This is a genomic window from Natrarchaeobius versutus (assembly GCF_041205745.1).
GTDB lineage: Archaea > Halobacteriota > Halobacteria > Halobacteriales > Natrialbaceae > Natrarchaeobius > Natrarchaeobius versutus.
Genome location: NZ_JBGFCC010000014.1, coordinates 84,815 through 106,149, shown reverse-complemented (window position 1 = coordinate 106,149; position 21,335 = coordinate 84,815). Strand labels below are relative to the sequence as shown.

23 protein-coding genes are annotated in these 21,335 nt (G+C 61.8%); 14 read left to right on the top strand and 9 right to left on the bottom strand.

Features of this window, described 5'->3' with window-relative positions; all coding sequences use genetic code 11:
• Positions 1-151 precede the first annotated feature (151 nt).
• The 3 genes from AB7C87_RS23605 (at position 152) to AB7C87_RS23595 (ending at position 3,439) form a co-directional block, all read left to right on the top strand.
• Positions 152-748, top strand: a complete 597-nt coding sequence (locus AB7C87_RS23605; RefSeq protein ID WP_369731988.1) for a hypothetical protein — start codon at positions 152-154, stop codon at positions 746-748.
• Between the two features lie 376 nt (positions 749-1,124).
• Positions 1,125-3,194 carry a sugar-transfer associated ATP-grasp domain-containing protein gene (locus AB7C87_RS23600; RefSeq protein ID WP_369731987.1) on the top strand — a complete coding sequence of 690 codons (2,070 nt, stop codon included), beginning with the start codon at positions 1,125-1,127 and terminating at the stop codon, positions 3,192-3,194.
• The gene (locus AB7C87_RS23595) at positions 3,191-3,439 is read left to right on the top strand and encodes a hypothetical protein (protein ID WP_369731986.1); all 249 of its coding nucleotides are present in this window, start codon (positions 3,191-3,193) and stop codon (positions 3,437-3,439) included. Before AB7C87_RS23600 ends, AB7C87_RS23595 begins: the two co-directional genes overlap by 4 nt.
• 107 nt (positions 3,440-3,546) lie before the next feature.
• Here the strand turns inward: AB7C87_RS23595 and AB7C87_RS23590 are convergent, their stop codons facing one another.
• From AB7C87_RS23590 to AB7C87_RS23565, 6 genes are all read right to left on the bottom strand, one after another.
• Positions 3,547-4,281, bottom strand: coding sequence for a hypothetical protein (locus tag AB7C87_RS23590; protein WP_369731985.1), 735 nt, complete (start codon positions 4,279-4,281; stop codon positions 3,547-3,549).
• Positions 4,278-5,183 carry a signal peptidase I gene (locus tag AB7C87_RS23585; RefSeq protein WP_369731984.1) on the bottom strand — a complete coding sequence of 302 codons (906 nt, stop codon included), beginning with the start codon at positions 5,181-5,183 and terminating at the stop codon, positions 4,278-4,280. Before AB7C87_RS23585 ends, AB7C87_RS23590 begins: the two co-directional genes overlap by 4 nt.
• Positions 5,180-6,187: a SipW-dependent-type signal peptide-containing protein gene (locus AB7C87_RS23580; RefSeq protein ID WP_369731983.1), complete on the bottom strand. Its 1,008-nt coding sequence runs from the start codon at positions 6,185-6,187 to the stop codon at positions 5,180-5,182. The genes AB7C87_RS23585 and AB7C87_RS23580 overlap by 4 nt, the downstream gene beginning before the upstream one ends.
• Positions 6,184-6,951 carry a hypothetical protein gene (locus tag AB7C87_RS23575; protein WP_369731982.1) on the bottom strand — a complete coding sequence of 256 codons (768 nt, stop codon included), beginning with the start codon at positions 6,949-6,951 and terminating at the stop codon, positions 6,184-6,186. The genes AB7C87_RS23580 and AB7C87_RS23575 overlap by 4 nt, the downstream gene beginning before the upstream one ends.
• A 251-nt stretch (positions 6,952-7,202) precedes the next feature.
• Positions 7,203-8,741, bottom strand: a complete 1,539-nt coding sequence (locus AB7C87_RS23570) for a SipW-dependent-type signal peptide-containing protein (protein WP_369731981.1) — start codon at positions 8,739-8,741, stop codon at positions 7,203-7,205.
• 158 nt (positions 8,742-8,899) lie between these two features.
• The gene (locus AB7C87_RS23565) at positions 8,900-9,712 is read right to left on the bottom strand and encodes a SipW-dependent-type signal peptide-containing protein (protein ID WP_369731980.1); all 813 of its coding nucleotides are present in this window, start codon (positions 9,710-9,712) and stop codon (positions 8,900-8,902) included.
• Between the two features lie 387 nt (positions 9,713-10,099).
• Between AB7C87_RS23565 and AB7C87_RS23560 the strand changes: the two genes are divergently transcribed.
• Positions 10,100-10,630 (top strand): DUF7344 domain-containing protein, encoded by a 531-nt coding sequence (locus AB7C87_RS23560; RefSeq protein ID WP_369731979.1) that lies wholly within the window; start codon positions 10,100-10,102, stop codon positions 10,628-10,630.
• A 139-nt stretch (positions 10,631-10,769) separates the two neighbouring features.
• Here the strand turns inward: AB7C87_RS23560 and AB7C87_RS23555 are convergent, their stop codons facing one another.
• Positions 10,770-11,609 (bottom strand): DUF8054 domain-containing protein, encoded by an 840-nt coding sequence (locus AB7C87_RS23555; RefSeq protein ID WP_369731978.1) that lies wholly within the window; start codon positions 11,607-11,609, stop codon positions 10,770-10,772.
• 459 nt (positions 11,610-12,068) lie between these two features.
• On the opposite strand from AB7C87_RS23555, the gene AB7C87_RS23550 reads away from it, so the two are divergent.
• Positions 12,069-12,641 (top strand): DUF7344 domain-containing protein, encoded by a 573-nt coding sequence (locus AB7C87_RS23550; protein WP_369731977.1) that lies wholly within the window; start codon positions 12,069-12,071, stop codon positions 12,639-12,641.
• Between the two features lie 502 nt (positions 12,642-13,143).
• Here AB7C87_RS23550 and AB7C87_RS23545 read toward each other — a convergent pair.
• Both AB7C87_RS23545 and AB7C87_RS23540 read right to left on the bottom strand, forming a co-directional pair.
• The gene (locus tag AB7C87_RS23545; RefSeq protein WP_369731976.1) at positions 13,144-14,196 is read right to left on the bottom strand and encodes a tyrosine-type recombinase/integrase; all 1,053 of its coding nucleotides are present in this window, start codon (positions 14,194-14,196) and stop codon (positions 13,144-13,146) included.
• Positions 14,193-14,360, bottom strand: coding sequence for a hypothetical protein (locus tag AB7C87_RS23540; RefSeq protein WP_369731975.1), 168 nt, complete (start codon positions 14,358-14,360; stop codon positions 14,193-14,195). The genes AB7C87_RS23545 and AB7C87_RS23540 overlap by 4 nt, the downstream gene beginning before the upstream one ends.
• Before the next feature lie 538 nt (positions 14,361-14,898).
• On the opposite strand from AB7C87_RS23540, the gene AB7C87_RS23535 reads away from it, so the two are divergent.
• The 9 genes from AB7C87_RS23535 to AB7C87_RS23495 all read left to right on the top strand — a co-directional run bounded on the left by AB7C87_RS23535 (position 14,899) and on the right by AB7C87_RS23495 (position 21,208).
• Positions 14,899-15,180, top strand: coding sequence for a winged helix-turn-helix domain-containing protein (locus tag AB7C87_RS23535; RefSeq protein WP_502260717.1), 282 nt, complete (start codon positions 14,899-14,901; stop codon positions 15,178-15,180).
• A gap of 71 nt (positions 15,181-15,251) precedes the next feature.
• Positions 15,252-15,689: a DUF8023 family protein gene (locus tag AB7C87_RS23530; RefSeq protein ID WP_369731973.1), complete on the top strand. Its 438-nt coding sequence runs from the start codon at positions 15,252-15,254 to the stop codon at positions 15,687-15,689.
• 130 nt (positions 15,690-15,819) lie between these two features.
• Positions 15,820-15,942, top strand: a complete 123-nt coding sequence (locus AB7C87_RS23525) for a hypothetical protein (protein WP_369731972.1) — start codon at positions 15,820-15,822, stop codon at positions 15,940-15,942.
• Positions 15,943-17,568 carry an Env/VP5 family phage fusion protein gene (locus tag AB7C87_RS23520; RefSeq protein ID WP_369731971.1) on the top strand — a complete coding sequence of 542 codons (1,626 nt, stop codon included), beginning with the start codon at positions 15,943-15,945 and terminating at the stop codon, positions 17,566-17,568.
• A gap of 27 nt (positions 17,569-17,595) precedes the next feature.
• Entirely contained in the window at positions 17,596-18,384 is a 789-nt protein-coding gene (locus tag AB7C87_RS23515) for a DUF8063 family protein (RefSeq protein WP_369731970.1), read from the top strand.
• Complete coding sequence (locus AB7C87_RS23510) at positions 18,381-19,181, top strand: hypothetical protein (RefSeq protein WP_369731969.1); 801 nt, start codon at positions 18,381-18,383, stop codon at positions 19,179-19,181. Before AB7C87_RS23515 ends, AB7C87_RS23510 begins: the two co-directional genes overlap by 4 nt.
• Complete coding sequence (locus tag AB7C87_RS23505; RefSeq protein WP_369731968.1) at positions 19,178-19,492, top strand: hypothetical protein; 315 nt, start codon at positions 19,178-19,180, stop codon at positions 19,490-19,492. The genes AB7C87_RS23510 and AB7C87_RS23505 overlap by 4 nt, the downstream gene beginning before the upstream one ends.
• Complete coding sequence (locus AB7C87_RS23500; RefSeq protein ID WP_369731967.1) at positions 19,485-20,030, top strand: hypothetical protein; 546 nt, start codon at positions 19,485-19,487, stop codon at positions 20,028-20,030. The genes AB7C87_RS23505 and AB7C87_RS23500 overlap by 8 nt, the downstream gene beginning before the upstream one ends.
• The gene (locus AB7C87_RS23495) at positions 20,027-21,208 is read left to right on the top strand and encodes a hypothetical protein (RefSeq protein WP_369731966.1); all 1,182 of its coding nucleotides are present in this window, start codon (positions 20,027-20,029) and stop codon (positions 21,206-21,208) included. The genes AB7C87_RS23500 and AB7C87_RS23495 overlap by 4 nt, the downstream gene beginning before the upstream one ends.
• Positions 21,209-21,335: the final 127 nt, after the last annotated feature.

The following is a 21,335-nucleotide window of genomic DNA, read 5'->3' as shown; positions in this document are numbered from 1 at the left end:
TGAAGACGTATCTCACAAGCAAACTCCCTACGCTGAACTCACCGAGAATCTATGAGTATCTCTGCTGATCCCTATGAGCAGTGCGGCGGTCGGTGAAAAAGCGGTTTCAACTTGGAGAAAACATATGCGCATATTTCCATTTATCTCACATATGCAACGACGAATGGTCCTCGCTGGCACTGGAATCGCGCTCTCGACGTTTCTTGGCGGTTGTCTTTCCAATAACTCCATTCTGACCGACGATGAGGGTAGCGACAATGAGTCATCAACCAACGAATCGGAATTTGAATACGACACCTTTCAAGCGGGGGCGCTTCGTGCCACACACAATCCCTTGAATGGTGCAACAGCCTCTCTTGACGTGTTTACGACATCAAATGATGCATCCGAGGAACTACCATTGGACGACATTGATACTGAGCTACGATTTGACGACCTTGCTGAGGGACAAGAAGGGGGAGTTGAAGATTTTATTGAAAAGACGGATTATAACAATAATTACCTAGTATCGGTTGTTACACAATGGCCAAAATCAAACCCATCGGGAATAGAGATTCTGGAACTCGATAGGTATGATGACAAAATCACTGGAGCAGCAGAGGCAACGGGTGAAGACCCAGATGTGGGCGATGATGCACCTACTTTTCCAATAACTCTCATCCGAGTTACCGCTGGTGATGACCGACCCAGTTCGGTTGAAATGACTATCTCTGATGGGTCTGGAAACGAAGCCACAATCGATACATAAACTCCCTGTACTGACCGTTTGTCGGACAGTGCAGAGAGTGTGAGAGCCGTTGTATGACGCCCTCGTTAGTAGTGTAAACCGACTCGAGTAGCGACAGGTCGTCTTCGACGACCGAACTGCCGCTTTGCTTGCCTGGTTTCGGTACTTCTTATCGCCACAACTGAAACTGTTTACACACCAACCACACTGTCCGCGATTCTCACTCACAGTGCCCACTATCGTCGACCGCGCGAGGAGGTTGCTTCGTCCGCAACGGTTTAGTCCGCTCGTAGCCGTGACTTTCGCGCCACGGAACAGTCGATGCCAGTGACGAGTGTCCGTTTCGCGTCACCTTATCCCCCTCGTAGGAATATGGCGACAGGTCGACCAACCGGGTATGTCACTTCGGAACCGATCCATCAAGCCGTCTGCCAACGAGGCGGGATTGCTCCCGTCCGGGTTCGCTTCTACGTTTTCGAAGTACGCTCCTCTCGTCGGGTTACTCTTGACGATCGCTATTCTCGGCGTCGAGTTCAGGTACCGGCTCGATTTCGCACAACAACCGCTCGAGCCGTACCGCCTCTTCTTCGAGTTGCTCGTCGCTGGCCTCATCGTCGCGGTGCTTCGGAGTAAGGTCGGCCTCGTCACCTACGGGATGTTCGGACCGATCATCCTCTCGTTCATTCTGGTCGAGAGCGGCATCTTCTGGGGACTCGTGTTGTTCACCAACGTCTTCCTGGTCGCACTCGGGACGTACCTCGTCCTCGAGCCGTTCCGGCTCGGCACCGCTCATCGGATCGGCGGCCTCGTCATGGTCGTCTCCATCGCGGTTACGGCGTTTCACGTCATGAGCGACACTGGCGTGCTTCCGGAGCAGGTGGACGCGTTGCAGGTGTTCTTCCCGGCGATCGTCACCGCCTGGTACGCGGATCGCTTCGCCCGGGAGCTCTCCGAACGCGGCTGGCGCGCACCCGCGGTCCGGTTTTCCTGGACGGTTGTCGCCATCGTCCTCGCCGCGCTGATCATCGGCAACGAGACGCTCATCACCTGGTTCATGCAGACCCCGGAGACGTGGGCGATCTTGCTCGCGGCGAACGTCTACTTCGGTGCTCAGTCGAACATGCGCATAAAGGAGTTCTTCCGATTCTCGAACGTCTACAGCGGATCGCGCCTCAACGCCGTCTGGAGTACGATTCGTGCAGGACTCCACAACACGACGGCACGCATTCGCGGACTCTTCGGCGGCGACACCTCCCGTATCGAACCGTCGACGGTCATGTCGATGAACCGCAGAAACAGACTCATCAAGGAGTACAACCCGCCACACCTCAACCCGGAACTCGACAAGGCGTCGATGAAACGTGCGTTCCACGGCACCGGCGTCCCGACCCCGGAGACGTACGCGCTCGTGGGTTCGCCGAGCGAACTCGAGAAAGCCGAGGCGATCGTCGACGCGCGAGACGAGTTCGTCATCAAACCTGATAGCGGCTACGGCGGCGAGGGGATCGTCGTCGTTACCGGCCGAACTGAGGACGGCAACTTCGAGACGTCGAAGGGCGTCAAGTCGCCCGAACAACTGCTCGCCCACACCCGGTCGATCGTGGAGGGACAGTACGATCCGATGGGGCTCGAAGGCGTCGCGGTGATCGAGGGGTTGATCCACCCCGACGACCACCTGCTCTCGATCGCCGGACAGGGCGTCCCCGACATTCGGGTGATCATTTTCAAGGGGTTCCCGATCATGGCGATGACCCGCCTGCCGACCGAGGAGTCCGACGGCGCGGCCAACCTCCACATGGGCGCGGTCGGCGTCGGCCTCGACATCGCGAACGGGCAGGCACGCGGCGGCTACCAGAGCACGAACAAGTGGTTCGACGAACACCCCGACACGGGCGTCGACCTCGAGTCGTTCGCCATCCCGAACTGGAAACAGGTGCTCTCGACGGCGGTCAAGGCGGCCGAGGTCTCCCGGCTCGGCTACACCGGCGTCGACATCGTCGTCGACGAGGACGAGGGGCCGATGGTCTTAGAGATCAACGCCCGACCCGGCCTCGGGATCCAGAACTCGACGTTCCACGGCCTGCTCGAGCGGACCGAGTTCGTCGAGAAACTGCCCGACTCGTTCGAGTTGAAATCGTCCGACGAGAAGATCGACCTCGCGAGACAGTGGGACGGAGCCGGTTGGAGCGACGACGCCCTCGAGTTGAGCAAGCGATGGGATACTCCGGACTGGGCCCCCGGTGACGGCGGAGGCGACGGATCGGATGCATCCAGCCGATCGAGCGGGATCGACGATTCCGACGCCGCCGGTGAGGGTGGTCTCGAGCGATCCGACGAGGACGTGACGTTCGACACGACCGACGAGTTCGAGACCAAAGACCCGATCACCGTGGATCGCGGCGACGGCGACGGTGGCGCCAGCGATGACGACACCAGCGACGCGAGGATGGGGGTGAGAAACCGATGAACCGCAAGTACGCCGCGGCCGTGATGCTCGCGCTCCTGATGCCGGGCGTGTGGCTCTCGGAGGGCCAGACGATCCCGATGTCCGTCCTCGCGGACACGCCGCTGGCCGATACGCCGATTCCCATCGACGAGACGCTCACGGTCGACGTCCCGACGCTTCTGTTCGCCGGGATTCCGGCCCTGTTCGTCATCTTCATGCTCGTCAGCGCAACCGGCCACATCTGGGAACGGAGACCGCCGAGCTAGGCAAGGGCGGTGTTGTCGGTTTTCGAGACAGGTGGCGCTCGAGGTTGTCGCGTTTTCTCGGGGATCGCCGACCTCGTCCGTGCGATCGCCCGCATCGACGGTTCGTTTTAGAGTGTTTCGTCGAAATCGCCGCTCGAATCACCGAATCCGTCTCGTGAGACGTCCTCGTCGCCGGTCTCCTGTTTTTCGCCCTCGTCGACGTCCTCGTCGCCGGAACCGGTACCGACAGCACCGCCGTCAGTATCCTCGGCGCTCGAGTCGTCCGGTTCGTCCGCTTTGTTTTCGTCGTCTCCACCCCCTTCGTCATCGAAGTCGTCGTCGATACTGTCGCCTGACTCCGTCTCGTTGCCTCCCTCGCCGTCGTCGGTTTTGCTGTCCGCTTCACCGTCGTCTACCTTCTCGTCGTCCGTCTCGTTACCTACCTCCTCGTCGTCCGTCTCGTTACCCACCTCCTCGTCGTCCGTCTCGTGGTCCGCTTCACCATCGGCGGTTTCGTTGGCCGCCTCATCGTCGTCGGTTTCGAGGTCGGCTTCGGTCGGCGGATCGGTCTCATCCCGGTCCGTACTGGCGTTCTCCGATGGCGTCTTCGTCCCGTTCTCGGCGGTTTCGTTTCCGGATTCCGAACCGTCGATCGTCGGCGTGTCGTCGGGTCCGAACACGTCCGTGCCGTTTTCTGCCCACTGTTCGAGGGCGGGATCTGCCTCGGAGAACGCCTCCGACGTCGAGAACGTTCCCTCGATCGATCCCGTATCGGAGAAGACCGCGACCGTCCCCACACCGCCCGCGAAGCTACTCACCCCCACGAGGAGACAGATCGCTCCGACGACGAGCGCTCGGTTCATCGGCTCCCCTCCTCGGCTTCCCCGCCGTCGGTCGTGGCGGTTGGCTCCGCCGTCGCCGGCACGAACGTTTCGAACGTCGCTTCGGCGCCTGCGTTCGCGTCACCGTCTCCGTGATCTCTCTCGTCCGACCGCCTCGAGTCTGCTTCCGGGCCGAACCGATGTGTGGAATCCACCGCGTCTCGACGCGTGCCGAACCACAACCCGCCGACGGCGAGCAACGAGAGCGTGGCGGCGACGGCCACCGCGATCGACAGCGCCGTCCGGAGTTCGAACGCGACGTAGGCGACGTACGGCACGACGAGGAGCAAAATCCCACCCGAGAGCGTCAGATCCGACGCCGACAGCGCGATCGTCTCGTCGTCGCCGGCGCCCGAATCGGTCGCGGGAGATGTTTTCTGCCCGTCTTTCCGAGCCGATCGGAACAGTGCCCACAGCTCCGAGGCGACAAAGAGCACGATCGGAACGACGACCAGCAAGAGGAAACCGGCGGTCGAGTTCGTCATCTGGATCACGTAGCCGAGGTACGGTATCGTGAGGACGACGACGCCGAGGACGTTCCCCGCCGGAACCAGACCGGCGTCGACCTCGCTGTTGGCGTCGCCTTTCGTCTCGAAGGCCAGTTCACCGCCGACGGAGGCCACCCCAACGACCCGATGGGTCACCGGCGCATCGGCCCCCTCTCGTGCGAAGGTGATGACGTCACCCGACTCGATCGTCGCCGGATCCGTCTCACCGACGACGACGACGTCGCCGGGATCGATCGCCGGCGCCATGCTCCCGGTGAGGACGACGAAGCTGTACTCCGCCCCGATCACGCCGGGAACGGCGTAGATCACGAACGGAAGGACGATGGCGATCAGGGCGAGCAATCCGAGAACGTTCGCGGTTTTTCTGTAGTTCATTGTCGGCCCACCTCCTCCGCACAAACGTCGACTTCGACGTTACTGATCGCCGGTCGCTGTCCGCCCGGGTTCTCGAGCGTCGAGAGCACCGCTCCCGTCGAAGTGCTCGGCGGCTCGATCTCGATTTCGTTCGTGTTCGGACCGCCTTTGATTCGAACCCCACAGAGCGGCGGTCCCGGATTGCCGTCGCCGTCGACGAGTTCGAACTGAATCGCCGTCGTCTCCGCGCCGTCTTTGATCTCGGCGTCCTGGACGAACAGGAAGTACTCCCCGCTTCCGGGTCCCTCGTCGATCGGAAGCCAGGTCGCGCGGTCGGCCGTGCTCGGTTCGATCGGCATCCGCTCGTCTAAGTCGTCGGCTTTCCCGAGGCTGACACACGCCGGACAACCGGACGCGTCTTCACACGACTCCAGTCCCGTAAACGGGTTCGTTAGGTCTCCCTCGTCGACGTGTCGACACTGCTCGGCGACGAGTTCGGCCGTGAACGTGGCGGTCTCTCCCGCCAGCTGTTCCGGTGCGGTCTTCGAGAGACTCCACGTCAGTTCGGTCTCGAGCGACGCTCCCGGCTCGAGACAGCCGTCGTCGAGTCGGATGCCGGCCGCGAGCGATCGCGACACTGACGAGAGGCTCCCGTCGGCGACCGTCTCGCCGTCGACGTCGAACTCGACGGCGAGTGCATCACCGAGCGGATCGAACGCGGGCGGACAGTCGGTCCGAAGCCACAGCCGCGCGGGATTCGTCTCGACGGTGAGGTCGATGACGATCGAGTCAGTCGTTCCGCGGTCGAGCCCGTCGAACGCGAACGTCAACCGATCGTCGACGACCGTACAGGAATCACAGTCGTAGCCGATCTCGACCGTTCCCGCGGTGATCGCGTTCGTGAACCGCTCTCGGTCGGTGAAGTAGGCCCCAGTTCCGACGCCCGCCGTCGCGCCGATGGCTCCGATCCCGCCGACGGTCGCCAGCAGCCGCCTTCGACTCAGCTGGAGCGAATCGCGGCTCATAGGCCCCCTCCACAGCTCTCGGCGGCGAACGTGAGTCCGAACTCGAGGGACTCTCCCTGCCACTCGTTGCCGACCGATTCGTCGAGTCGCCAGCCGAATCCCAGGCAGAGGCGCTCTCCCTCCGGGAGACAGCTCCGGACGCCGTTTCGGAGCGCGAACCCGTCGGCGATCGTTCCGTCGATACTCTGGCCGTACGTTTCGCCGAATTCTGCGAGCGTCGACTCGAGGGCGGGATCGCCCGGGGCGGTCCCGCTTCCGCTACAGCCGCCGATCCCGAACAGACCGGTATCGTACCAAAGTGCGACGTCGACGACCTCGCTCAGTCGGCCGGAGACGGTCGGAATCAGCCGGACTCGAGCGTCCATCCGCTCTGCGAACAGCCCGATGGCGATCGTTCCGGAGTCGCCCGGCAAGACGTTCGCCGCCGAAACCAGCGGTCCGTACGTGTCCGCGTCGTAACCGCCGACGAAGCCGTCTGATAGTTCTGAGGTGGGTTCGGTCGCTTCGATGCTTTCCGTAGCCGATCCGCCGTCGCTCGAGTGGGGGCTTTCGGAGACTGTCCGATCGTTGTACGTACTGTGCCAGGCGACCCGCAGTGACAGCCCATCGTCGTCCGTCAGGGCGTACGTGGTGTCGGTATACGGCGGCGAGTCGCCGGAGACGGTCGCCGGCCTGTAACTCATGCCGACGATTCCCGCGATTCCGGCAGTGCCAGCGCTCGCGAGCAGTCGTCGTCGGCTGATGTCGGGAATTCGCTGTGTCACGTTCGTTCCTCCGTGTCGAGTCGCACGACCGCGGACTTCCCGGCGAAGCCGCCGCGGCGTTCGTAGCCTGTCTGCCCTCGGAATCCAGTGAGGATATGAATGATCGCCATACCGTCGGTGACCGGGTGCGGTAGGGCGACACTGCCGCCCGAACCGTGTCGGCGGGCCGACGTTACCGACGTCCGGTGCCAGAAGCCACCGATCCGGAACCGTCCGAACCGGACGAATGCTTTCGTCAACGGATCACTGTCTCAGGCGCCGTTTTGGTCGTTGTGGCGGCACTGTTCGGCGTAGAAGCCCAGATCGAACGAGACGCTTTCACCCTGTGCGTCGTTGACGTCCTCCTGTCCGATCGGGAACCACCACTCGAAGGCGACACACGTCGAGTCGGCGACCGGGTCGAAACAGGCGTCGCCGTCCTCTGTCGCGAGCGCCACGCCCTGGTAGGAGGCGTCGGCGAGCGCGGCCAGGACCTCGTTGAGGGTTCCTTCCACGACGACGTCTCCCTCGTAGCCGTCGATATCGTCGAACCCGTCGACGTCGTTCAGACAGCCGGGGACGAGGCGAGCCCTCGCGTGGACGAACTCCCCGAGGACGCTCTCGGCATCGAAGCCGGTCGCCCCCATCCAGATGTACGCCGGATTGTCACAGACGTGAAGCGAGAACGTCACCTCGCCGCTGTCTCCGGGTTTAACGTCGTCGAGTTCGATTAGGCTCTCGGCGTTCGGTCCGAACGCGGCCGTCTCCTCGCCCATCTCGAGCCCGCACTCGCTGTGGATGACGATGTCGCCGAGGTCGTCGTCGGCCATCGGCCCGCCGAGGTCGTCCTCGAGGACGATCTCGGTCTCCGGATCGCCGCTCAGGACGACCAGGTTGGTGATGCCGACGTCGACGGTCGGATCGAACGTCGGCGCACCGCCGCTCAGGGCGGCCGCGCCGTTCAGGTCGGGGTCGATACGGAGAGCGAACTCCTCGGTGAGCGAGCCGAGCACGCCGCCGTCGGTCCGGTTGTCCCCCCAGATCCAGCTGGCCGTCGCCTCGGTCGAACTGATCGAGTACTCGTCCGCGCTCGTCGCGCCGGGGTCGTCTTCGATCTCCCACTCGAGGTCCTCCCAGACGACGTCCGTGAGATCGCCTTCGACGGTGAACGTGGCGTAGCCGCCGCCGTCGTCGTTGCCGAACTTGTCGAGGACGAAGAACAGGCGGGGTTCGCCGAGTTCGCCGCCGCCGAGGTCCTGACGGTAGAGAAAGATCACCGCGCCGTTCTCCCGCTGAATGTCGAGAAACAGCGAGGAGACGTCGTTTCGACTGTCGTCGTAGAACTCCTCGGCCGTCCGTTCGTCGACGATTGGTTCGATACAGTGAGAGTCTCCCCCGTAGGTGACGTAGTACTCGCCGTCGGCACAGTCACAGCACGCCGGAATCTCGGCGGCGCTGAACACCGCGTTCTCGCCGGCGTAGACGACGCCGCCGAGATCCTGTTCGCCGTCCCCGGAGTCGTCCGGGAACGCGTTGACGTGTGGGTAGTTCGACACCGTCTCGCCCGCTTCGTTCGTCGTCGTCGCGTAATCCTGTGGCCGCACCGCCGGTGGCGCGCCCCAGTAGCGCTGTTGCCAGTCGACTTTGATCGCGAGCGTGCCCGCCGTGAGCGTGTTGCCCGCGAACTCTTCCTGGTCGCTGAAGTACGCCGTCGTCCCCAGACCCGCGCCGACGGAGGCGACGCCGATCGCCCCGATACCGCCGAGGATCTTCCGTCGTGAGAGGCCGAACGATTCGTTGTTGTCTGTCATGATGTGTTCCCCCCTCCGGGGATTCCCACCGGCGGCGTCGAACCGCCGAGCCGGCCGCCACGCTGGCTCCGGATGGAACTGGACACCCCTGATATGTCCACCGCACGAGACGGAGAACGCGAGTTCGACGTCCCCGGCCCATCGCCTCAGTCTGTGTCCTATGCCGGCCCGGCCCCGTCGGGAGGGACTACGCTCACGTTGCCGAACTGCTCGACGTCGTTGTGGCGACACTGCTCGGCGTAGACCGAGAGGTCGAAGGTCGATTCCGCTCCCTGTAACTCGTTGCCGACGGTCGTCGGAATCTCGATCTCGAGACAGAGCGTAACCGGACACCCGATGTCGTGACAGAACTCCCCATCACCTTCGACGGCCTCGCTCGAGGGGACGACCAGGCCCTCCGAGAGCGCGCCCAGCAGATCGTCGAGACCTCCTTCGAAGACTTCGACCTCCGCGCCGGGCTCTTCGTCCTCCCCGCGACACAGCGTCAGCGTCGCGACGGCCGTCGCCGCCTCGCCGATCGTCACCATCTCCGCGTCGGTGTCGACGTCGTAGAGATCGTCGGCAGAGACGGTCCCAGCCTCGGCGCCGGTCTGCTCCGAGACGTTGCCGACGGAGACCATCGCGAAGCCGGGATTCCCCTCGAGTTCGACCTCCCAGCAGAACTCGTACTCGTCGCCGGGTTTTGCGTCCTCGATGACGATCGGGTCGGTCGTGACGCCGGCCTCGCCGTCGCCGGCGTCGGTCCACGCCAGCTCGTCGGGACCGATGCCGTCCTGGTCGATGTGTGTGATCTGCTGGGTGACGTTCACCGCGAGCGTGCCCGCGGTAAGGGAGTTACCCTCGAAGCTCTCCTGATCGCTGAAGTACGCCGTCGTCCCAAGGCCTGCACCCGCGGAGGCGATCCCGATCGCGCCGAGTCCCCCGAGGATGCGTCGACGCGACAGTCCGATGTTCGTGTTGTCGTCAGTCATGTTATGTCTCCTGAACGATCGATCCAGACTACGGCGTGGTGTCGATCACTCAGTTATCTCCCTCGGGGCTGGCGACCCACGTAGTTACGAACGAACACGTCAGCGCCGAACGAGACCATCGGCGACAGGGTCGGCCATCAAACCGATCGTTCGGCGGTTGTACGGCCACCACACCGGTGTTCTCGAGTCGAGTCCGCACAATTCCAGCCGGTCGAACGACCCGTTTGGACGCCGGTTGGCTCGACGTACCGCCCGAACCCTCACCGGATCGCCGAGCGTGCCGTCCGGCACGGTGGGTCAACCGGTGGCGGTACGCCCACCATGCTGACGTGTCCACGAACCGAACCGTCAGTCGACGTTCGAACGGTTGACGTCACCTCACCAGCAATGTCCCGATCGAATCCACTCTCCGAGGGGGAGATTTTCGAGATTCTCGCGAACGGCCGACGCCGCGAGACGCTTCGCCACCTGACGGAGACCCGTGACGGTGCTGTAACGCTCAGTAGCCTCGCGATCGCCATCGCGACCGCTGAAAGTGGACAATCACCGCCGCCATCGCCGGTCCGCGAGAGCGTCTGGAGTTCGCTCCACCAGACCCATCTGCCCAAACTCGACGAACTCGGTATCGTCCGGTACGACAGCGACTCGGGGACCGTCACGCTGTGTGACCAGGCCCGGGAGATCGACAACCACATGGCGATCTTTGCCTGGAACGGCCTCTCCTGGAGCGAACTCTACCGCGGTCTCGGCATCGGCTCGCTGCTGGCCGTCCTCGCAGTGTTGCTCGAGGTTCCGTTCGTTGGTTCGGCCGATCCGATACTCGTTGTCAGCGTTTCGCTCGCGATGTTCGCCGCCACAGCCATCGCACAGCTCTGGCCGAACCGTCTGGATATGCTCCGGGCGCTTCGCGGCTCGTGAGCCTCCATTGCGACACTAATTGTGAACGTACTCTCTCGTCGTCGCTAAAACGATTCTTCCCCACGCACTCGAGTCCCGCGTACAACCACCACTGCCTACCCGATCGCACAGCGGTTGCGCCATCGGGGTGCAGTTACCACTACCCCATCGCGGGATCGACGTCCATCTCGAACAGTCTCGCGTCACAGTCCCGGCAGGTCGCCGCGGCGACGTCTCGGCGCCGACAGCACGATTCGACGACGTCCTGGGAGAGCGATACGTGCCCGTCGCAGGTCGGACAGCGCTCGAGAAAGAGCCGAAGTACGCCGAGCAGATCCGCCCGCACCGCGACCGGCCGCCGATCCCAGTCCGAATCCCACTCCGGGAGGACGACCGCACCCGCGGCGTCCGCGATGCAGGCGGCCTGGGAGGGCCAGTTCGCGAGATGTGCATCGCTCGTCTCTAGGGCGAACACGTGCGGCCCGTCCCGGAACTCGAGATCTCTCGGCCCCGTTCCGGACAGTCGGGCGAGCGAACGGCGGAGCTCGGACTCTTCCGTCCGGTGGACCTCGATCGAGCGATTCCAGGCGTCGACGAACGCCGGATCGAGAACCAGATCGTCCATCGCTGGATCGTCGACGACGACGCCGAGGGAAAAGAGCAGTTCTCGAGGGTCGGTCTCCACCCACTCGGTGCGTTCGGGGGCTTTATCGAACGCCGCGAGAACCCTCTCGGGAACGTAGCGTTTCGTAAGCGTCGGCGTGCCGGGGACCAGGTAGCCACGAAAGTAGATCAGTGCGGTGGCCGCGACGAACGTCGCGACGCCGGCGGGGGCCCCGAGTGCGGTACCGGTCCCGCTGAGGACGGCCACCACCGTAACCGAGAGGACGACTGCGAGGACGAGGTTGAGCAACGTACAGGGAACGCATCTGTTCTCTCCGGTGTACGTCGGGTTCTTCATCACCGCCAGAGACGACCGAAGTCTCGGTACCAGGTGCATACGACCGCTCGGCCGTTGGGTTGGGTAGTTGTACACACCCTACCATTTCCGCCCCGGCACCTCGTTTGCACTTGCGCGGACGAGCCGATTCCGCTCGTTCGTTTGTCCCCGGAGAAGGTATCCCGCGGGCAGTTTGTCTCCGCCGAGGTTCGGACTCCCGTCGCTCACGCGTTCGTCTGACAAGCAGGATGGAGCAGGCGGGAAAGCAAGCAGGGGAGAGCAAGCGAGAACGTAACAGTCCATCCCATCAAACTACCAGTCAGCTCCCCCTACCACCGACGCCAGCGAGAGAGACCACCGTCAACGGCGGCTATCCGTGAACAGGACGCCCTCGAGTCGAGGTAATTATCCATGACTATCTCGGATAACGACGAATATTTCCACAGCCGGTCGGAATCTGGTCGATGAACTGCTGGTAATGAAAAGATTTATGATATTATTGTCCGTGTATACGTCTCTATGGGGGGGCCGCAGTCAGCGATTGAGCAGGGTACCGACCGGGGGGTCGACGCCGAATCGCTCGAACGAGACGAACTGTCGAGAGACACCGTCTTTCAGACGCTCTCGAACCGGCGGCGGCGACTCGTACTGACGTATCTGGGCCGCCACCCCGAGCGCACGGTCAGGTTACGTGATCTTTCGGAGTGGATCGCCGCCAAGGAAAACGAGGTCCCGATCGCCGAGGTGAGCTACAAACAACGAAAGCGAGTCTATACCTCCCTCTACCAGTCACACTTGCCGACGTTACACCGCGACGGGATCGTCGAGTACAATCAGAGCCGCGGAACCATCAGACTCACGACCACCGCGAGCGCCTTCGACGTCTACCTCGAGCCGTCCTCCGAGACGGCACTCCCTTGGAAGCGTTACTGGTTCGGCTTCGGACTCGTCGCGACGACGGTTAGTATCGCGGCCTGGCTCGAGGTCTCTTCGTTTCTCTCCAGTCTCGGTCACCAGCTTTCGCTCGCGCTCGCGGTCGCGGCGCTTGCGCTTGCCATCGCCTTTTCGATCACCAGCGACGACGGCGAGTGAGACGTCGTCACTGTCGACAGCCGTCGGTCACGCCGCTACACGGAACGCTGTACCGATCGACAGTGTGAGCGTATTCCGCCTCGCGGTCGCACCGAAATGACGGACAGTGGATATTTCGGTGGTCGGTCCAGGGGTGGAGGTGAGCCGAGATCGATGGCTTCGTTCCTGGATCGAAGTCGTCCGCGTTTCCTCGAGCGATCGTGGGCGCGATGGGATTCGAACGAGACGAATCCCGACGCGCGAACGGAGAGCGTGAGCGTCTCGTTTAAATCCTCTGTCGTCGTCATTCAGGCCTCACGCCCGTTCGTCGTAGAACAGCAGGCACGATGGGATTTGAACTACGCCCGAGAACCTGCTCGCTGTGCTCGCAGAATCTCGGTCTAATTCAAATCCCATCTCTTCCGATCGCGGTCGCTCACGGATGTGAGCGACACGCGATAACGGGCACGATGGGTTTCGGAATTTCGGGAATTTGAGGCCCTGATATTGGCGATCATGAATATCACAGGTCAGGGAGGAATCCGCTACGCTGTTCAGCCTGTTCACGGTCAGACCGACGGTCATAGTGCCGGTCGAGAATATCCTCGCTCGCGTTGAGTCGGTCTTTGACGATCCGACGGGGAACGTCTTCGCGCCGATAGAACGTCACCCGCCCACTACGGACATCGTGAGGTGACCGGGACGACGGGCACTTACTCGCGTGGTCGAGGTGGGTCGCGTCACACTCGTCTACGTCTCTGTCGTGAGGGCATGACTCACCCCGCCAACAGGGCCGTGTGACTCGATATAGCGTCGTACGGAACGTATTCCCGGCTGGACGGCCGTACTGAGTCGTAATGAGGGGGTTGCGCCCATGTTCGTCGGTAACGTCGGGCCGATGGTACTCAATATAATCCTCGATGTATCGGGCCGCTTTCTCGCTAATTCGGTTCCACCGAGTTCCCTTCTCCTGATTCTTTAGCGGTGTTCCTGTCTCCGGCCGGTGAACGAAACGAATCGCTGGCCCGGACACTCGCGGGTGGCTCCCGTCGAGGTCGAGATCGCGAAGGTCGAGGCCACGAATCGCACCGGTTCGGGCACCGGTTCGCCACAGCATCATAACGATAATGTGGTCTCGAGAGCCGGGCTGTGCGCGTTCTAAGTAATCGAGGATCGCAATCGCCCTGTTCGGATCGAGGGTCGTCTCCGATACGTCTTCCCCGTTTTTCATCGTCGGGAGCGTGACCTGTTCGTACAACTCCGGGGGAACAGCGTCGATATTCGCAGCGAATCGCAGGAACCGACGAAGCGTTGCGAGTTGCCCTTTGAGAGTGACCAGTTTGATCGGTTCCCGGTCGTCGCCGTGACCTTCCCGTCGCCACGAGCGGTATTTGTACAGGTCGCGGCCCGAGAGATCGTTCAGGTCCTCTATTTCATTTTCATCACAGAATTGGATGAACGCACGCAACCGATGTTTTGCACTCCGTCGGGTGGACTCCGCGTGTTCGTCACGCATCGCGTCGTGATACATCTCCACGGCTTCGAGCGGGGAGATGGGCTCGAGGCCGCCGCTCATCGTTCACCTCGTGCTTCCGTGTCGCGCTCGCGCGCCTGTTCGTAGTCGACGGCAATTTCGGAAGCGCAGGTCTCGCAGACGTAGCCTTCCGGGGTGATCGTCTCGGCGTTGCCGGAACAAGTCGGCGTATCACACGCACCGACGCGGGCGGGTTCGGAACTCATTGACCCACCTCGGGCGTGTCAACGATTCGGCTAATAGCGGTACTCTTACCGTGCTGAAGCGTGCATTCGTGCATGGTCTCAGTGATTTGGGACCGCGGACGAACCGTGCACGCCGCTTGGTGGAACTGGGGGCGTGCCCGGTCGCTGTCCGTCGGTGCTTCGTATCGGTTGCTCCGGGGGGTAATAGTCTTGAGGGACCCGTTTCCGAAACTTCCGATAACAGTGACAAGTGCTCGCGCGGCCCACCGCGAAGGAACGATTCGACTCGATCGAACGGGAGTTTTATCCCGCGTGTCTGTGTTAGCAAACATGCTTCTGTACCGTGATTACGGGAGCGTTTCGCGGACCCGGTGACTCCAACACCGGCCCGCTTTTCGTCAGGACCTACGACAGTCAGTTCTTCGTGAGGCTCCCACACGGCTCATCATACCGAATTAACTTATAGCTATGGCAATGTACGTTATCATTCTTGACCCGTACGTTATTGATTCCTCGAGATACGATATTACTAAACGATGAACGAGAGATACGATGGTCAATGCGACCGAGGGTACAGTGGATGACTGGTAGCGACGATACCATTCTCGAGTTTCTACAGGAGTATGATCTTGCGCTGTCACCCCGCTCAATTGAATATAATCTATCCTCCAGACACGAAGCGGACATATCTTACTCTACTATCAACCGACGGCTGAAGCTACTCAGCGAGGTAGACCTTGTTGAGAAGGAATATCCAGATGGCGGATTTTATTCAATCACTAATAAAGGAATCTCATATCTCGAGGGAGAGTTAAAGGCAGAGGACCTCGAGCGGGAGTAAATCATCACTGACTTGTCACTGCTCGCCACCCTTTTTTAGCACATCCTAGAGGTGTTGCCTGGGTAATTCCCATGGCACTAAGCTTACCAACGAACTGGGTCCCGAACGGACTCAGACGAGAAGACGGTGTAGACCTCACAGACAGCTTTCTCGCCCCGGTGTTCGTCGCCGCGACGATCGCCATGTCCCAGTTGTTCGTCTTCGAGACGGGCACCCTTCCGTGGGACTGGTCGTTCAACGACGTTCTCTGGGCGGCACACGGCACTGAAATCACCTGGGCGTTCGTCGTTTCGATGGTCGTTATTTTCACGGCCTGGGTCACCAACGGCCAGACGACCCGCGAGGATCTGACCGACCTCGAGTTCGTGATCGTCCTGCTGATGGTGATTTTGAACATCCTCTCGGCGCTCGTTCCGGCGGTTCAGGAGACGATGATCTCGCTGTGGTACGTCGGGCTGTTCATGGTGTTGCTGAACGGGGCCGGCTTCTGGATTATCGCCTACAAGTAACATGATCGAAACATCGATATTCGACGGGAAGACGGCCGAGTGGTACAGTTCTGTGATTTCCGGATACATCGTCACCGCGTCGGCCGTCTCGGTCGGCCTGACTGCTGTGATGGCCGCGGGGGTGGTCTGAATGCTGGTTGACCGACTCTCGCGGGATACCTACGATATGCTCGCGGGTCTCGGCGCGGTGACGGCGATCGTCGGTGGCGGGTACGTCGCGCTGATCCTCGCGACGGCGTGGGGGGTGATCTGAGTGGGGCCCACGCCCATCGCCCACCGCGTCGGGACAGTCCTGCTGGCCGTTCTGTTGGTCGGCTCGCTCGTCGCCCCGGCGGCGATGGCTCCGGTGGCAGCCGACGACGATCTTGGCGACGAGTTCGAGGGGACTTGTGACTCTCCGGCTCGGTTTGTCCTGCCGATCTCGTGCGGCCACGCCGATCCGCGAACGGTCGACGACTCGCTCGGTGACGATCGGATCGAGGCGGACATCTGGCTAAACGCCCGTCAGACAGGCGAATCCTGGGAATCGAGCGAGGTGTTGCTGAACAACTACATGGAGGACACCTCGGCGATCGCCTCGCTCGAAGCGCGCGACGCGATCGCGACCTCCTGGGAAGACGGTGACACGGTTTCAGAGGCCGATATCGAGGCCAAACAGTCGATCAACGACTATTACAGCCGTCTCCAGATACAGATCACCGAGGAAGCGGCCGCACACCAGGCCGAAATCGCCTATCAGCAAAATCAGTCCCACGAACTCGAGGGTGTCGAAGATGACATAATCCACCATCACATTCACTCCCCAAACAACGATTTCTCGGGGACTGACGCCTACTACAACGGCAACGAGTTCGAGGCGTCCTACGAACTCCGCAACGGAACGGTCCACAACTACACGATGCAGGAGATGGACGTCAAGATCTCCCGTGACGACTTCGGTTCCGACTGGGGAACGATGCAACCGGAGTTCGGCGAGGACTGGGAGAACAGCCACTGGCCCGACGAAGGGTACAGTGCGACCGTCGTCTGGGACGGCCAGATTATGGCGCTGAATCAGCCCGAGTACGACCTCGACTCGCGAGAGATGTACGATCTCTCTGATCCCGACGACAAGCTCGACGAACTCGACGAGCAGGCACAGATGGCCGTCAACAACTACGAAGAGGAATTCGTCGAAGAACTCTACACCGCGCTCGATGAGGGAGAGATCACCCCCGAAGACGTCCGCGGTGCTGAGGGAACCGTCCGCTACATGTCCGGTGATTCGGAGGTCACTGACGAACGGTTCCGCATCGCACTGTCGTCGGTTCTCGGCCTCGAACACGCCGAGTTCAACAGTACAATGGTCGTCTCCTACGACGGCTACACCGACATCGAGTACGAGTGGAACGAATCTGGCGAAACTCGAGAGGCGAACTACTCCGGGCACGTTTCCGAGACGTACGAAGGGCTGTTGTTCGCCGGTGACGTCCCCGAAGACGGCTTCGAAACGAACGAAACCTACCATACCGACGACCTCAACGGCACCGTCATGATGGCGACCGCGAACGAATCGGTCTACTTCGAACGCGGTGAGTTTGTCATCGATGAGATGGTCGATGCCGACGGCGAGCCGGTCACTAACGTCACGTGGGAACGCCCAGACTACGAGACCTACAACGCCAGCGAGTACGTCGAACTGCTCGAAGAAATTCAGGAACTGCACGACGAACTCGAGGACCGCGACGACGGAAGCGGGAGCGACGTAACGCTTCCCGGCATCGGTGACGTTGAGGACGCGATCGGCGAGTACAGCGGTGTGCTGGTTGGTGTCGTCATTATCGTCGCTGTCGTGTTCCTCGTCGTCGGATTCGTGACTGACATCCTTCCCTGGACCTAACTCATGAATCGGATTTTTCACGTTACGATGGTCGTAGCCGTCGCGCTCGCGATGGGCATGGGCGGTATGGGCACGGCGGCGGCGATCGCCGACGACAGCACCGAGACGAACGAAACCGACGCCGGAGTCATCGATGAGATCCGCGGCCTGCTCGAGGACGACCAGGCGGACAGCGACGAACACGACGAGGACGAGACGGATGCGGACGACTCGAGCAACCTGCATTCAATTCTCGAGCGAACGGATGCCGAGAATGCGTCGTACCAACAGGTCGAGACGGTCGACAACTGGGCGACTGACGAGAAACGCGAGGAACTCTCCGACGACGAACGAGAAGAACTCGAGGCGTGGTTAGCGGCCGCTCCCGATCCAGATGACCGGATTCCCGAGTACGTTCGAGAGATCGACTCCGAGACGTACATCACCGGCTGGGAGTTTACCGACGGCCAGTTCGTCGTCCACATCTTCGCGCTCGAACCGACGACGGTGACGATGGCCGAGAGCGCAGACTGGGAGGAAGGCAGTGGCGAGTATCGAACGATCGTCGAGGAGATCGACGATGGAGAGAACACAGTCTACGTCGACACGTTCGCCGGTGAGAACGACGGCGTGGCGCTGTCGTTCGCGACCCAGTTGAGTATGGAAGAACAGCGCGGGCCGTACATCAGCACGGGCACGCAGGGCGAACAAGACCCGTTCCGGCACTTCGGCGGAACGAGCGGGCTGTTCTCCGGCGTTGCGATGACGACCGGACTAGCCGCGCTGGGCGCGGTGATCGTCGTCCGGAGTGAGGAAAGCGGAGTGGTCAAGGCATGAACGACCGACTGAGCGGTACGTTCAGTTCGTGGTCGGATCGCCTGACGTACATCGCCGCCGAGGGCCAGCTCGTCGTACTCGGAGTGATGGTTTCGCTCGGAGCGGCGCTGGTCTTGATTCGTCCCTCGGTTCCTGGCATTCCGCCGATCGTCTACGGCTGGCTGGCGGCGCTCTTGCTCCTGGGGCCGCCACTGCTCGCGCTGTTCGTCACCGGCGCTCGCTGGCTCCGAAACCGGGACATGGTGCCCGTTCACCACATCAACGGCGTCACCGACGTTCGCGAGAAGTACTACGTCGAGCCGGAAGTGTGGGAAAACAAGACCGTCGAAGGACCGTCGCCGTACTGGTGTGACGAGAGCGAGGTGTGGGAAGTTCGTGAATTCGACTGGCACGAAGACACCGAGACGTTGATCGTCACGGGCTGTTACTTCAGCCAACTCGCGGACTCGAAACTCGTCACGGTCAAAACCATGCTCGAGGATATCCACGGCGACCTCATTCGGACGGCGATCGCCTACAACCGGCTTCGAGCGCGAATCTCGAAGATGGGTGTCGAAATCGAACGGGATTCGATCAACGCCCAGACCGAAGCCGACGAGCGCGGACTGATGACGAAGAAAACCAGCGTGAAGGAACGCTTCGAAGCGGCCGAAGACGACGCCGACGAGTGGAATACGGACGAAATGAAGGACCTCGGAGACTACGAACACGACTTCGATCCGACCGACCCGACGGCACCGATCACGATGGACGAAAGCGGCCAGCAAGCCGCGGTGACCGATGGAGGTGAACGATGACCGACTTCTCCGAGCGTGAGAAGGCGATCGTCGCCTGCACGCTGGCCGCCGGGTTCGTGATGGGCATGTGGGCTGGGCTCTGGATGCTTCCAGTCGAGGCACTGGACGTCCCGGTTCACGAGAGCCAGCAGAACGGCCACACGACGACGAGCCCGGCGTTCTACCCGGTTCCAAGCGTGTTCTTCGGCGTCACAATCGGCCTGCCACTCGTCGCAGTCGGATACGGCTATCTGAAGACTCGAGACGTTCCGGAGGAAGCGACCGACGAGGACGTTCGCCACGCAGTCGCCGACGGAGGCCTCGATGAGTGAGCACAGCAACCGCTCAGCTACGGACGGCCCTGCGCTTAGTCGGCGTTCACTGCTCTCGAGCATCGTCGCATCGGCGGCGCTCGCAGGCTGTGTCGAGGGTGAAGACAGCGAGTTCGTCATCCCGGCACCGCCGCCACCGGAAGACGGCAACGGTGACGACACGGACAGCGAGGAAAACAGCGACAGCGACCCAAATATGACAGAATACGAGGTAGACATCACGGCAGGAATCGGCGACCAAGAACAGCTACTCGAGTTCCCCGGCGATTCATCGACGAATCAGATCGCGGAGCCAACTGGTGTGTTCGCTACCGAACTCGAGGTCGATCACAGCGGCGACCAGGACATGGAGGTCTCCCTGACGCTCGCGGACGGCCAGGAGATTGAACACGACGAGTTCGATTCGGGAAGCTACTCCTACGAGTTCGATCCCGGCCGAATCGTCGAAATCGACTGGTCCGCATCGTTCCCCGGTGGTGGACTCGACGCCTGGATCACGCCCGTCGGCCTTCGCCTCGAGCTTGGTGATGAGATATGAGCGAGGATTCCACAGCCGACCAGCAGGCGCTATTCACGACCGCACAAGCGCGCGAGCACCAAGAGGGGTACAGCGACCGACCGAATCGGGAAATCCACGATCACGGCGGTATCGTCCGAGACGAACACGTCTCTCGAGCGATGTCGATCCGGTCGATTCACTACGATCCGCTCGAGGCCGACCGGCCCGACAAGATGCCGGGGCAGGCGAAAGACCTCGAGAAACACCGCCAAATCCGGATGGTCGAAGGGACTGAAACCTTCCGGAGCGCACTCGAGAGCGGCGATATACCCACAATCAAGCACATGGTGGGAGACTCGTCACAGCGGGCGGACGTGAGCGGCCTGAAGGCGATCGGGAAGGTAGATGAACTGATCGACGGCCCGGCACCTGTTGTGGTCGTCCTCGGCGAAATGGGGGCCGGAAAGACCGATTTCGCCTGTCTGCTCGCCCAGCGGTGGCGCGCACTCCACCCCGAGAGTTCCCTTCTCGGGACGAACATCCAGAGTCTCGAGGAAAAGAACCGGTGGGTAGACGACGACGGCGACGTGCAAGACGGCTGGGTTCCCGACTACGGCACCCTGATGGAGTGGGTCGAACAGGACGGCGATCCCCTCGAGCACGCCCAACGCCCCAAACTGTTCATCGGTGACGAGTTCTCGTCGGCCGCGAGCGGCACCGGGAAGCAGGGCTACGAAACCCGGCAGAAGATGGCTCCGCTGGTCTACAAGATCCGCAAGTACGGCGGGGCGCTGATCTACATCGCTCACGGCGAACGGTCGATTCACCCGATGCTGTGGCGCGTCGGCACGATCGTCAAGAAGGTCTCGAAAAAGAAAGCCGTCATCGCCGACTCGATTCGGAACGCCGAACTGGCCGACATTCACGGGCAGATCGAAGGTGTTCCGCCGACGGACTTCCGGTACAACACGAAAGAGGCGTCGGACTGGTCGTGGTCGGCCTACGGCGACGAAACCGACGATCTTGCGGCCGACGAGGCGGCCAAGATGACGGCCATTTGGACCGTCATCCGGTGCAAAGAGGAAGGCATGACGGACCGTGAAACCGCTCGATTCGTGCCGTACAGCCACGGCTGGGTCAATACTCGGTGGAACGAGTACCGAAACGACGGTCTGCACACTGAGACGCTTGGCAAGGTCGAGGAGGTAATCGGATGACAGCGCCGGGGTGGTTAGCTGGTTACGGTTACACACCCCCCGTTACAGTACAGGCTACTGGCCCATGCCCATCGCTCGCTCCCGTCGGTCGCGACGCGTCCGATGGGCCGACGGCGATCTCACCGGA